The 13,030-nt window shown below is 67.4% G+C and carries 13 protein-coding genes; 4 read left to right on the forward strand and 9 right to left on the reverse strand.

The annotated features are described in order from the left end of the window. Positions 1-29: 29 nt before the first annotated feature. Entirely contained in the window at positions 30-755 is a 726-nt protein-coding gene (locus BM417_RS10040; protein ID WP_093590384.1) for a GntR family transcriptional regulator, read from the forward strand. 266 nt (positions 756-1,021) lie between these two features. Further along, positions 1,022-1,207, forward strand: coding sequence for a hypothetical protein (locus BM417_RS10045; protein ID WP_093590387.1), 186 nt, complete (start codon positions 1,022-1,024; stop codon positions 1,205-1,207). Here the strand turns inward: BM417_RS10045 and BM417_RS10050 are convergent. The 6 genes from BM417_RS10050 to BM417_RS10075 form a co-directional block, all read right to left on the reverse strand. Then, complete coding sequence (locus BM417_RS10050) at positions 1,198-2,211, reverse strand: TerC family protein (RefSeq protein ID WP_093591095.1); 1,014 nt, start codon at positions 2,209-2,211, stop codon at positions 1,198-1,200. The genes BM417_RS10045 and BM417_RS10050 overlap by 10 nt on opposite strands. A gap of 30 nt (positions 2,212-2,241) precedes the next feature. After that, on the reverse strand, positions 2,242-2,676 hold the full coding sequence (locus BM417_RS10055) for a hypothetical protein (protein ID WP_093590390.1): 435 nt from the start codon (positions 2,674-2,676) through the stop codon (positions 2,242-2,244). A gap of 1 nt (position 2,677) precedes the next feature. Further along, on the reverse strand, positions 2,678-4,084 hold the full coding sequence (locus BM417_RS10060) for an Nramp family divalent metal transporter (RefSeq protein WP_218164416.1): 1,407 nt from the start codon (positions 4,082-4,084) through the stop codon (positions 2,678-2,680). Between the two features lie 254 nt (positions 4,085-4,338). Further along, a complete protein-coding gene (locus BM417_RS10065; RefSeq protein WP_093590393.1) occupies positions 4,339-6,486 on the reverse strand; it encodes an acetate--CoA ligase family protein in 2,148 nt (715 codons plus the stop codon). A gap of 23 nt (positions 6,487-6,509) precedes the next feature. Continuing rightward, entirely contained in the window at positions 6,510-7,739 is a 1,230-nt protein-coding gene (gene frc / locus BM417_RS10070; protein WP_093590396.1) for a formyl-CoA transferase, read from the reverse strand. Between the two features lie 10 nt (positions 7,740-7,749). After that, positions 7,750-9,435 (reverse strand): thiamine pyrophosphate-binding protein, encoded by a 1,686-nt coding sequence (locus BM417_RS10075; RefSeq protein WP_093590399.1) that lies wholly within the window; start codon positions 9,433-9,435, stop codon positions 7,750-7,752. Between the two features lie 127 nt (positions 9,436-9,562). Between BM417_RS10075 and sucC the strand changes: the two genes are divergently transcribed. Together sucC and sucD are read left to right on the forward strand one after the other, a co-directional pair. Beyond that, positions 9,563-10,663 (forward strand): ADP-forming succinate--CoA ligase subunit beta, encoded by a 1,101-nt coding sequence (gene sucC, locus BM417_RS10080; protein WP_093590402.1) that lies wholly within the window; start codon positions 9,563-9,565, stop codon positions 10,661-10,663. Continuing rightward, entirely contained in the window at positions 10,663-11,541 is an 879-nt protein-coding gene (gene sucD, locus BM417_RS10085) for a succinate--CoA ligase subunit alpha (RefSeq protein WP_093590405.1), read from the forward strand. The genes sucC and sucD overlap by 1 nt, the downstream gene beginning before the upstream one ends. On the opposite strand, the gene BM417_RS10090 is transcribed toward sucD, so the two are convergent. The 3 genes from BM417_RS10090 to BM417_RS10100 are packed head-to-tail and all read right to left on the reverse strand — an operon-like array spanning position 11,538 to position 13,026. Next, positions 11,538-12,389 (reverse strand): hypothetical protein, encoded by an 852-nt coding sequence (locus tag BM417_RS10090; RefSeq protein WP_177320358.1) that lies wholly within the window; start codon positions 12,387-12,389, stop codon positions 11,538-11,540. The genes sucD and BM417_RS10090 overlap by 4 nt on opposite strands. Beyond that, positions 12,386-12,685 (reverse strand): type VII secretion target, encoded by a 300-nt coding sequence (locus BM417_RS10095; protein ID WP_093590408.1) that lies wholly within the window; start codon positions 12,683-12,685, stop codon positions 12,386-12,388. The genes BM417_RS10090 and BM417_RS10095 overlap by 4 nt, the downstream gene beginning before the upstream one ends. Beyond that, complete coding sequence (locus BM417_RS10100; protein WP_030478699.1) at positions 12,682-13,026, reverse strand: YbaB/EbfC family nucleoid-associated protein; 345 nt, start codon at positions 13,024-13,026, stop codon at positions 12,682-12,684. Before BM417_RS10100 ends, BM417_RS10095 begins: the two co-directional genes overlap by 4 nt. Positions 13,027-13,030: the final 4 nt, after the last annotated feature.

Here is a 13,030-nt window from a genome sequence, read left to right on the forward strand (position 1 = left end):
TGCATACCAAAAGCTGTATTCTGTCCGGCATGACCTCTTCGCCCAGTGGCCGCCGGGCACCTCGCGGCTCGCTCAGTGCCGCCGCGACCCGCCGGGTCGAACGTCCCGCACCGCTGCGACAGGCCGTCTACGACGCTCTGCTCGAGCTCATCGTCAACCGCACCCTCGCCCCCGGCCAGCACCTGGTCGAGGCCGAACTGGCCGAGTACCTGGGCGTGAGCAGGCAGCCGGTGCGTGAGGCCCTGCAACGACTGCAGACCGACGGCTGGGTCGACCTGCGTCCCGCTCAGGGCGCCTTCGTGCACACCCCGACCGAGGAAGAGGCCGACCAGCTGCTCGCCGTGCGCAGCGTGCTGGAGACCTACTCCGCCAAGCTCGCCGCCGAGCACGCGACCGCGTCCGACGTGAAGCTTCTCAAGAAGCTCCAGAAGGCCGGCGAGGAGGCCCTGGTCACCGCGAACGTCGAGCGCCTGGTCAAGGCGAACGCCGACCTGCACGCGGCCGTCGCGGCGATCGGCCGCAACAAGGTCCTGTCCGAGATGATCGGTCTGGTCGACCGCCGGGTGCGCTGGTACTACACCCCGATCGCCCGCCCCCGCAGCCGCGACTCGTGGAACGAGCACGCCGAACTGGTCGCGGCCATCGCCGACGGCGACGCCGAGCGGGCCGGCGAGGTCATGCACAACCACGCAGAGCAGACCCGCCAGACCTACCACGACCGCAAGACACCCGAAGGCTCCACGGAAAGCGACTGATCCATTACTCTCAGACCACCCAAATCGGTCATTTGGTACCGTACGGGTGATCCGCGACACGATGGCGGCGGATTGCATACAAAACGCAGTATGCTGAATCGCGACAGGGACGGGGTCAACGAAGACCCGCGAGAGGTTTCCCACCGGGTACCCACGCAATGGGCATCCGGTGGACAAGACCCCGGCCGCAACCCTGTTCCTCCCGTGCCACAGTGCCTGTCAGGTCTCTGCGCGCCCCGGGAGCCACCATCGTCAGGAGGAAGACCATGTCCCGCTTGAAGAACTTCGCTCGTTCGCTCACCCAGCCGCGTGAGGGTTTCTCCGCTGACGGCCGCGCGCTGGGCCTCGGACTGTCCACCGCGCTGACGGAACAGCGCAAGGACGCCGAGGCTCAGGCAGCCGTGGCCAAGACGCTCCGCAAGGACGCCGAAGGCCACACGATTCACGGCTGAGAGTCCTTCACAGGAGCGTCTTCGCTCCTTCGCGCACTCTCCGCGTCCTCCACCGCGGAGCGGGCAGCCCATCGTGAAGTGTGCAGGCTCCAGACCGTCGTGACGGCGAGCGTCGCCATGATGACCCCGAGAGACACCACGATCGGGATCTCCGGAGCCCACGAGACACCGTGGTGATGCATCGCCTCGAAGATGAGCTTGAACCCGATGAACGCGAGCACCACCGCGAGGCCCTTGCTCAGGTGCACCAGGCGATCCAGGAGACCGCCCACCAGGAAGAAGAGCTGGCGCAGGCCCATCAACGCGAAGGCGTTGGCGGTCAGCACCAGGTACGGCTCCTTGGTGAGCCCGAAGATCGCCGGGATCGAGTCCACCGCGAACAACAGGTCCGTGGTGCCGACCGCGACCATGACGATCAGCATTGGCGTCACGACGCGCTTGCCGTCGATGCGCGTCGTCAACGCGGCGCCGTGGTAGACCGTGGTCGCCGGCAGGAACCGCTTCACCGCACGTAAAGCGGCGTTCTCCGGAACGTCGGCCTCTTCGGTCTCGTCCTGCTTCACCAGCTTCCACGCCGTGAAGATCAGGAAGGCACCGAAGAAGTAGAACAGCCAGTCGAACCGCGCGATCGCCTGTGCTCCCAGGGCGATGAACACGGCGCGCAGCAACAGGGCCAGGATGATGCCGACGATGAGCACCTTCTGCCGGTACTCCCGCGGCACCGCGAACCTGGCCATGATGATCACGAACACGAACAGGTTGTCGACGCTCAGCGAGTACTCGGTGATCCAGCCGGCGAAGAACTCACCGCCGTGGCCGGGCCCGGCGAACACCGTGACGCCGAGTCCGAAGAGGACGGCCAGACCGACGTAGAAGATCACCCAGTACAACGACTCGCGGAACGACGGTTCGTGCGGCTTGCGCACCACCAGGTAGAAGTCGAGCGCGAGGATGGCGGCGATGCCGCCCATGGTCGCGATCCACACCCAGACAGGAAGATCCAACATCCTTGGCTCCTTCGGCGGAAGGGAAGGTCAGCGGGAGGCGGTGGCACGCGCACGGAGACGCATCGAGATGCGTTCGTGCAGCCACAGGAAGCCGATGGCCCAGCCGAAACTCACGATCCCTTGGTAGGCGAGGAAACCGACCAGGTCCGAGGGCAGTCGAACCTGACCGGTGAGCACAAGGCTCACGGTGATCTCGTGCACCAGCCGAGCCGCGGGAAACGCGACGAGCCAGTACAAAGCCACCGGAGCGAACCGTCCGGCCGGGAGCCGGCCTGCCGCCACCAGCAGGCCGAAGCCGCCGCCGAACGCGCCCAGCGGCAGGCCGAGGGCGACCGTCGTGACGAGTGCCCACCCGAGCGGCTGGCCGACGAGTGCGGCCAGCCCTCCCGCGATGAGCCCCGCGGCGAGACCGACGAACGCGCCGGGCACCGCTTGCGTCAAAAAGCCTTCGCGGATCTGCATCTCAGCCCACCACTACTCCGAATTTGATGAGACTGAAGAACAGCATGCCCAGGTAGAACACCGCTCCGAAGCCGATGATGAGGTTCGTGACCAGCTTGGGGCGGATCGGTTTGGGCAGCATCCGGTTGTTCACCAGCAGGAGCACCACGCAGTAGGCGCCCATGGCGAACGTCGACAGGAACGCGAGCACGTCGAGGATCGCTCCCGGTCCGTCGGCCGGTCCGAACAGCAGGATCAGGATGCCGAAGGTGATGACACCCCAGAGGAATCCCGCGTAGAGGTGCGACATGCGGAACTTCTTGGCACCCTTGACGAAGTGGTACGTCATGTCGGCCTGGCCGCGCGAGAACGAGTCGAACAGACCCAGCGTGGCGTTCAGGCCGATCAACGCGATGAACCCGAGGAACACCGCGCCGAGCACCGGTCCGCCCGCCGACGCGAAAGCGTCCGACATGGCGTTCAGAGCGGCTTCACGCTCACCGGACTCGATGAGCGCCTTGACATCAGGCGACGTGCGGCTGGCCGACTGCGCGAGGACCGTGAACGAGACCGTGACGAGCATCGTGATGCCCCAGAAGAGCAACAGCGCGTCGAACGTCACCCAGCGCCGCCAGCCCTTCCACTTCGCGAGCTCCGCCTTGTCCTCGGTGTCGAACATGAAGCCGCGGGCCGGCATCTTCTCTTCCTCGCCCGCGTGCCGCAGCCCGCGGACCTTCGGGATGTGCGCGCCCATGCCGGCGCCGCTGTCGCGCAGGTGCAGCGTGTACCACATCTGTTGCATGCCGGACGGGCCAGCGAACGCGATCGAGCCGACGATGATCGGGAACCACTCCGGCGACATGGCCTGCGCCGGGAAGTACCCGAACTGGAACATGCCGCCGATCGTGCTGGTCAGGTCGCCCCACGTGCCGACCATCGCCGCCACCACCGCGGTGCTGACGACGAGCAGTCCGATGAGGATGGAAAGCAGGTTCTCGAGCAGGTTGTAGATGACCTTGGCGAGGCTGAACAACACCCCGACCAGGATCAGTCCGACACACGCCGACACCGTCCAGGGTATGCCGGTGATCTTCTCCAGAGCCGCCGCTCCGGCGGAGAGATGGCCTGGCCAGATGTAGACGAGTATCGCGACCACGAAGAAGAACCACATGATCGGTTTGAACACGCGTGCGGCGCCGAAGAAGATGCTCTCCCCCGTCGCCATCGCGTACCGCGCCATCTCGAGCATGACGACGGCCTGAAGCGTCACGCCGATCAGGAAGAGCCACCTGATGTCCGGTCCGAAGACCAGCACCAGGCGGGGCCACATGTAGGACTCGCCCATGCCCACGCCAAGAGCCACCAGGAACACCGTGGGACCGAGCAGGTGGATCGACGGTGGTGCGTCGGGGAGTTTCCTGATGGGCATCGCTTCCAGCTTGCCCGCGGCCCAGACACGCTCCCGAGAGGATTCGACACTGTCAGGTGGCGTGCTGGTTTCCGTGCGAGCTGCCAGATTTGGATCATCCACGGTTAACAACCTCCAGAGGACCGGCTGTCTTCGTTGACCTCCCTGGCGGGTTCGCGACCGTGGGCGTGTTCACGGTCGCGGACGGGCCATCTCTCCTTGCATGCCGCAAGCGGTTTCCGTCGCGACAGCAACGGAAACCGCGAACGACCTAACTACAGCAAGCCGGCAGCACGGGCCCACCGGTATTTGGCTCCCAGTACCGCGACAGGCTTCTCCGTTGTGTACGGATACGCAACCACTCCGTTCCGGTACAGGTACTCGCTGGCTTCCTCGACCTCGACGTCACCCGCGAGCGAAGCGACGACGGGCTTGTGGATTCCGTTCGCCCGGTACTCCTCCACGACGTCGACCACGAGCTTCGCGAACACCATCGGTGGCGTGACTATGGTGTGCCAGTAGCCGAGGATCAACGAGTGGATGCGGTCGTCGGCGAGACCGAGCGCGATGGTGTTCCGGTATGTCGAAGGTGGTTCGCCACCAGTGATGTCGACGGGGTTGCCCGCCGCGCCGAACGGCGGGATGAACTTCCGGAACGCCGCGTCGAGGTCGTCCGGGATGCTCATGAGGCTGAGACCGTTGTCCACACAGGCATCCGAGAGCAGCACTCCCGAGCCGCCCGCGCCGGTGATGATGACGACGTTCTCGCCCTTCGGCGTGGCCAGCAGCGGGATTCCGCGCGCGTACTCCAGCAGGTCGTTCAGGCCGGGTGCGCGGATCACGCCGCTCTGCCTGAGGATGTCGTCGTAGACCCGGTCGTTGCCGGCCAGTGCGCCGGTGTGCGAGCTGGCGGCCTTGGCACCCTGGTCGGTCCGTCCGGCCTTGAGCACCACGACCGGTTTCTTTTCCGAGACGCGTTTCGCGGTCTCGGCGAAGGACCGGCCGTCCTTGAGGTCCTCCAGGTGCATCGCGACGAGCTGGGTGTTCGGGTCGGACTCGAAGAACGTCAGCAGGTCGTCCTCGTCGATGTCGGCCTTGTTGCCCACACCGACGATCGAGGAGACGCCCATGCCCGCCGAACGGCTGAATCCGAGGATCGCCATGCCGATTCCGCCACTTTGCGACGTGAGGGCGACGCCGCCCTTGACGTCGTACGGCGTGCAGAACGTCGCCGAGAGGTTCTCCGGCGTGTAGTAGTAGCCGTAGATGTTCGGGCCGAGTATGCGGACGCCGTGCTTGCGCGCGATGGCGACGATCTCGTCCTGGAGCTCGATGTTGCCCGTCTCGCCGAAGCCGGACGGGATCATGATCGCGCCGCCGACGCCCTTCTTGCCGACCTCTTCCAGCGCGGCCGGCACGAACTTGGCCGGGATGGCGAACACCGCGACGTCGATGTCCCCCGGCACATCGGCGATGCTCGCGAACGCCTTGCGGTCGAGGATCTCGTCCGCCTTGGGGTTGATCGGGTAGATCTCGCCCTGGTAGCCGCCGTTGACGAGGTTCTTCATCACCGAGTTGCCGATCTTGCCCTCTTCGTTCGAGGCACCGATCACGGCGACGGCGTTGGGCCTCATGATCCGGTTCATCGAGGCGAGGATCTCGTCCTGCGTGAACCTGTGCGGTTGTTTGGCGGCGTTCTCGTCCACCAGGATGCGGACGTCGACCGCGGTGGCCCCGGAAGGCGTTGCCAGCACGGGGTTCAGGTCGACCTCGGCGAGCTGCGGGAAGTCCGTGACCAGATCCGAGACGCGGTGGATCAGGTCGGCGAGCTTGTCCGCGTCGACGCCCTCAGCGCCGCGGACGCCGCGGAGGATCTCCGCCGCCGCGATGCCGTCGACCATGGAGAGGGCTTCGGCGTTGCTCGTCGGCGCCAGCCGGAACGTGACGTCCTTGAGCACCTCGACCAGGATGCCGCCGAGACCGAACGCGACGATCTTGCCGAACGTCTCGTCGGTGGTGGCGCCCACGATGACCTCGTGGACCTCTTTCCCGGTCGGCAGCTGCTGCTGGACCTGGACGCCGGTGATGTCCGCGTCCGCCCGGTAGCTCTTGGCGTTGTGGATGATCGTGCGGTAGCCCTCGGCGACCTCGGCCCCGTTCTTCAGGCCCACCAGCACGCCGCCGGCCTCGGTCTTGTGCAGGATGTCCGGTGAGACGATCTTGAGCACGACCGGGTAGCCGATCTCCTCGGCGAACGCCACGGCGCCCTCCGACGACTTCGCCAGCGCCTCGGCCGGGGTCGCGATCCCGTAGGCGTCGCAGACCCGCTTGCCCTCCGGTGCGGTGAGCGACGACCGTCCGTCCGCCCGCACCTTCGCGAGTACGTTCTCGACCGCGGCGCGGTCGTAGCCGTTGTCCGGCATGAGATTTCGTCTCCCTTGAAGGATTAGATGACGCCGGCGGCGCGCAGTCCCGCGAGGCGGTCGGCGCTGTACCCGAGGGCTCCGAGGACCTCGTCGTTGTGCTCACCGAGCAGCGGTGGACGCTGCACCTCGACGACCGAGTCGGAGAGCTTGAGCGGGTTGCCGACCGTCTTGAACGAGCCGCGTTCGGGGTGCTCGACCTCGACCACGGTGCCGAGCTCGGCCAGCGTCTCGTCCTCGATGATCTCCTTCGTGGACAGAATGGGTCCGCACGGGATGTTGTGGGCGTTGAGCTTGTCCATCACCTCCCACTTGGTGTGCTTCTCCGTCCACTCCTCGATCAGCGCGAACGCCTTGTCCAGCTTGGAGAGCCGGACCTCGGGCGTGTTCCACGCCGGGTCCTCGGCGAGCTCGGGCCTGCCGATCAGCTCGGTCAGCGGGGCCCAGCCGACGGGCTGGATGATCACGTAGATGTAGTCGTTGGGGCCGCCGGGGGCACAGCGCACCGCCCAGCCGGGCTGGCCACCACCGGATGCGTTGCCGGAGCGGGGCACCTCGTCCCCGAACTGCTCGTTCGGGTACTCCCCCAGCGGCCCGTGGGTGAGGCGCTGCTGATCGCGCAGCTTCACCCGGCACAGGTTCAGGACGGCGTCCTGCATCGCGACCTGGACGCGCTGCCCGCGTCCGGTGTTCGTTCGTTGGTACAGCGCGGCCAGGATCGCGGCCACCAGGTGGATGCCGGTGCCCGAGTCGCCGATCTGCGCGCCCGTGGCGAGCGGCGGCCCCTCCTCGAACCCGGTGGTGCTCATCGAGCCGCCCATCGCCTGCGCGATCACCTCGTACGCCTTGAAGTCGGCGTAGCGGCCGGGCCCGAAGCCCTTGATCGACGCGTAGATGAGCTTGTCGTTGAGCGCCTGGAGCTTCTCCCACGGGTAGCCGAACCGCTCGACGACGCCGGGGCCGAAGTTCTCGACGAGGACGTCGACGTCGCCGATGAGCTTCTCGAAGACCTCCTTGCCCTCAGGGGCCTTCATGTTGAGCGTGATGCTCCGCTTGTTGCAGTTGAGCATCGTGAAGTAGAGACTGTCCACTTCGGGCAGATCGCGCAGCTGGCCGCGGGTGATGTCGCCGCGTCCCGGCGTTTCCAGCTTGATGACGTCCGCGCCCAGCCAGGCGAGCAGCTGGGTCGACGACGGTCCGGACTGCACGTGCGTCATGTCGAGGACTTTGACGCCCTCCAGGGCCTTGGCCATGTCAGCTCACCTACTTGTACATCGTCTGGTTCATGGTTCCGGGCGCGTACACGTCGGGGTCGATCCACACGTTGATCAGCGAGGGCTTGCCGGACTCGCGGGCGCGCCGCAACGCGGGCCCGATGTCCTTGGGGTCGCGGACTTCCTCGCCGTAGCCGCCGAGCATCTTGGCGAACTGGTCGTAGCGGACGTCGCCGAGCGTGTTGCCGACGCGTTCGCGCTCCAGCCCGTACTTGGCCGCCTGGCCGTAGCGGATCTGGTTCATCGACGAGTTGTTGCCGACGATGCCGACGAACGGCAGGTCGTAGCGAACCAGCGTCTCGAAGTCCCAGCCGGTGAGGCTGAACGCGCCGTCGCCGAACAGGGCCACGACCTCCTTGTCCGGCCTGGCCAGTTTGGCGGCCAGCACGAACGGGATGCCGACGCCGAGCGTCCCGAGCGGACCGGGGTCCATCCAGTGGCCGGGCGACTTGGGCTGGATCACCTGACCGGAGAACGTGACGACGTCGCCGCCGTCGCCGATGTAGATGGAGTCCTCGGTGAGGAAGTCGTTGATCTCGCTCACCAGCCGGTACGGGTGGATCGGCAGGTCCTCGGAGAGCAGGTGCTCCGCGCGCTTCTGCCGGGCCTTCTCCTCGACCGCCTGCAGTTCCTCCAGCCACACCTTGCGGCCCATCGCGCCGTTGTCCTCACGGCCCGACGCGGCCGCCGCGACGCTGGACAGGACCAGGTCTGCGTCACCGACGATGCCGAGGTCGACGTCGCGGTTCTTGCCGACCGTGCGGTAGTCGAGGTCGATCTGGACGACCGTCGCGTTCGCGGAAAGCCTTCGGCCGTAGCCCATCCGGAAGTCGAACGGGGTTCCGACGATCACGATGACGTCGGCGTTGTCGAAGGCGTAGCGGCGCGAGAGCTGGAAGTGGTGCGGGTCGCCGGGCGGCAGGGTGCCGCGGCCCGCTCCGTTCATGTAGGCGGGAATGTTGAGGGTGCGGACGAGGTCGATCGCGGAGTCCGTGGCACGCGTCGTCCACACCTGGGAACCCAGCAGGATCGCGGGTTTCTTGGCGTGCACCAGCAGGTCCGCGAGCTTCTCGATGTCCGCCGGGTCACCGACGCTGCGCGTGGACGCGCGGTAGTGGCCCGCCTCCGGTACTCGTGCGGCGCTCACCGGCACCTTGGCGTCCAGGACGTCCCGCGGGATCTCCAGGAACGACGGGCCCGGCGCGCCGGCGTTGGCCTCGCGGAACGCCATCGACACCATGTCCGCGATGCGGGCGGTGTGCGGGACGTTCGCCGCGAACTTCGTGATCGGCGTCATCATGTCCACGTGCGGGAGGTCCTGCAGTGAGCCCATCTTGTGCTGACTCAGCGCGCCCTGGCCGCCGATCAGCAGCATCGGGCTCTCCGCGCGGAACGCGTTCGCGACGCCCGTGACGGCGTCGGTGGTGCCCGGGCCCGCCGTGACGACGGCGCAACCGGGCTTGCCGGTGATGCGGGCGTAACCGTCGGCCGCGTGCGCCGCGACCTGTTCGTGCCGGACGTCGATGACGGCGATGCCCTCGTCCACGCAGCCGTCGTAGATGTCGATGATGTGCCCGCCGCACAGCGTGAAGATGGTGTCGACGCCCTCGGCTTTGAGCGCCTTGGCCACCAGGTGGCCTCCAGAAATCGACTCCGGCTCCGCGGAACTCGTCATCGGCGATCAGCTCCCCTTTGGCGCTTCGACTGTAGATTGCATACCGTATGAGGTAGGCATATCGTTACTCCGCTACCAACCGGATGTCCATAGATGGCCGCAAGTTTTCGGCGAGAGGACGTAGACGGTGGATCTTTTCGAACACGAGGCGCGGGACCTCTTCGAGCGGTACGGGGTGCCCGTTCCGCGTGGTTTCGTGGCGGACACTCCTGAGTCCGCGCGCGAGGCCGCCTCCCGGCTCGGCGGCACTGTCGTCGTGAAGGCCCAGGTGAAGACCGGCGGGCGCGGCAAGGCCGGCGGCATCACACTCGCTTCGACACCCGACGAAGCTTTCGCGGCGGCTACGGCCATCCTGGGGATGGACATCAAGGGCCACACCGTGCACAAGGTTCTGGTCACCGAGGCGAGCGAGATCGCCGAGGAGTACTACCTGTCGTTCCTCCTCGACCGTGCCAACAGGACGTTCATCGGCATGACCTCGGCCACCGGTGGCATGGAGATCGAGGAGATGACGGACTCCATCACTCGAATGCCAGCTTCGACCTTCGACGCATCTGCGGTGTTTTCACCTTCGATCGCCCCGGAGGTCAACGAGGTCGCTTCCGCTTTGTGGAAGGTCTTCGTGTCCGAGGACGCGACGCTGGTCGAAGTGAACCCGTTGGCGCGCACCAAGGACGGCCGAATCGTCGCTTTGGACGGGAAAGTGACGCTGGACGACAACGCGTCGTTCCGGCACTCTCGACCTTCGGACAGCGCTGTCGGTGACCCGCTGGAGGTGCGGGCCGCCGAGAAGGGGCTGAACTACGTCAAGCTCGACGGCACCGTCGGTGTCATCGGCAACGGCGCGGGGCTCGTCATGTCCACATTGGACGTCGTGGCGCTGGCCGGTGCCGCGCCCGCGAACTTCCTCGACATCGGCGGCGGCGCCTCGGCCCAGGTGATGGCCGACGGCCTCGACGTCATCCTCTCGGACCCGGCGGTCCGCAGCGTGTTCGTGAACGTGTTCGGCGGTATCACCGCGTGCGACGCGGTGGCCAACGGAATCGTGCAGGCCCTCGGCATTCTCGGCGACCGCGCCGACAAACCGCTGGTCGTCCGGCTCGACGGCAACAACGCCGACGCGGGCCACCGCATCCTCGACGAGGCACGACACCCGCTGATCACCGTGGCGCACACGATGGACGACGCGGCGGGCCGTGCCGCCGCTCTCGCTGGCAAGGAGTCCTGATGGCGATCTTCCTCGACGAGCACAGCCGCGTGATCGTGCAGGGCATGACGGGCTCGGAGGGTGCCAAGCACACCCGCCGCATGCTCGCGGCCGGCACCCAGGTCGTCGGCGGCGTGAACGCGCGCAAGGCCGGCACCTCCGTCGGCTTCGACGACGTGACGCTGCCGGTGTACGGCACGGTCGCCCAGGCGATGGCGGAGACCGGCGCGAACGTGTCGGTGCTCTTCGTCCCGCCCGCCTTCACCGCCGACGCGGTGATCGAGGCGGTCGACGCCGGCATCGGCCTGGCCGTGGTGATCACCGAGGGCGTCCCGGTCCACGACACGGCCCGCTTCTGGGCGCACGCCCAGGGCAAGTCAACCCGGATCATCGGCCCGAACTGCCCCGGCATCATCAGCCCCGGCAAGTCCAACGCGGGCATCATCCCCGCCGACATCACCAAACCCGGCTCGATCGGCCTGGTGTCGAAGTCCGGAACGCTGACGTACCAGCTGATGCACGAGCTGAAGGACTTCGGCTTCACCACGTGCGTCGGCATCGGCGGCGACCCGATCGTCGGCACCACCCACATCGACGCCATCGAGGCGTTCGAGGCGGACCCGGAGACCGAGCTGATCGTGATGATCGGCGAGATCGGCGGCGACGCGGAGGAACGAGCGGCGGAGTTCGTGCGGGACAACGTGTCCAAGCCCGTGGTCGGTTACGTCGCCGGCTTCACCGCGCCCGAGGGCAAGACGATGGGCCACGCGGGCGCCATCGTCTCGGGTTCCTCGGGCACGGCGGAGGCCAAGAAGCTGGCCATGGAGGCGGTGGGGATCAAGGTCGGCAAGACGCCGTCGGAGACCGCCGCCCTGGCCAGGGCGATCCTGACCAGCTAGACCAGCTGGCTGTCTCGGCTCGCCTCGTCGCGAGCCGAGATGGTCGGCAGTTCGGCGGTGCCCTGTGGCTTCTCCCCTGACGTGGTGCCGCCCGACGCCTTGTCCCCGATCACCGACATCGCCTGCTTCACGATCTTCAGCACGGCCTGCGCGCCCTCGACCAGCTTGATCAGGTTCTCGCCGCTGGCCAGCAGCTCACCGAGCTTGGCCGCGATCCGCGCACCGCACTCCACGGCGATCTGCACGCACTGCGGGATCGCCACGGCGATGCTCTGCCCGAACGTCGCGGCCGCCGCGGCGATCGCCTGGGTCATGATCGGCACGATCTTGCCGACCGCCTCGGTGATCAGCCGTGTCACCTCGGCGACGACCTGCGCGACGACCTCGCCCGCCTTGATCAGCGCGGTGGCGTTGGTGAGCGCCGTCTCGGCGACGGACAGCACGCCGTCGACGAGTTCCTTGCCGGTCTTGGCGTACTCGGCCGCGCTGTCCCCGGTCCAGTCGCTGGTCTCGCTGCCCGCCTTCGCGCCGTACTCGTCGGCCAGGGTCGTCGCGGCCTTGCTCGCGGTCTGGAACTCGCTCGCTCCCTGCTGGACGCCGTCCGGGTTGCCGCGCAACTGGCTCAGCGGCTCCTCCAGGAACGAGATCATCGGCGTGAGGAAGCCGACGCCCGCGCTGTCCAGGGCCTGCAACGGTTTCCCGTTCGAACCCAGCTCGCTCATCGGGGCCTTGGGCGTGGCGGCCAGGTCGGACGACAGCCATTCGTCGCCCGCGATGGCGTTCGTGGTGGTGCGGAGCTCGTTCAGCAGCGCGGCGATCGTGCCCGCGTCCGTCGCGGTGGCGGTCATCGGCCCGCCCCCGTGATGCTCTCGGCGTTGCGCTCGTCGGTGCGCTGGTAGTTCTCCGCGGTGCGGCGCATGCCCTCCCCGACCTTGTCCATTGTGGACGCGACGTGCGCGAAGGCGCCCATCGTCTCCCCCATCGGGCCGCTCAGGCCGGTGGTGAGGAACTGCGCGAACGAGCCGAGCGAGGACTGGCCGAGCTGGTCGGGCAACCGGGTTCCGGTCTCGGACAGCTGGTCGGCGTACCCGGTCACCGTCGTGGCGTGGCGCCGCAACTGCTCGTGGTCGGCGGTGAAGCTCATCGCACGGCCTCCGGCAGGTGCCTCGTGATCTGGTGCAGGGCGTCGCTCTCGCCGAGGTAGTCCGCCATCACCTCGGTCATCCGCGCGCTCGCCAGCCGTTGCGCCTCCCGTGCGGTGCTGACGATCAGCATCGCGAGCGTGTCGACGTCGAGCTTGCGCGCCGCCGGCGTCAGCGCGACGTCGCCGAGCACGCCGCCCGCGTTCACGGTCACGGTCACCTCACCGCGTGGCGAGGTCGCCTTGGCCCCGACCTCAGCCAGGCTCGCGCTCGCCGACCGCGCGCTGTAGGCGACGCGCTCCAGGCGTTCCTGGTAGTCCGCCAGCCACTGTGCTGGATCCACTTCT

The organism is Lentzea waywayandensis (assembly GCF_900115955.1).
Lineage (GTDB): Bacteria > Actinomycetota > Actinomycetes > Mycobacteriales > Pseudonocardiaceae > Lentzea > Lentzea waywayandensis.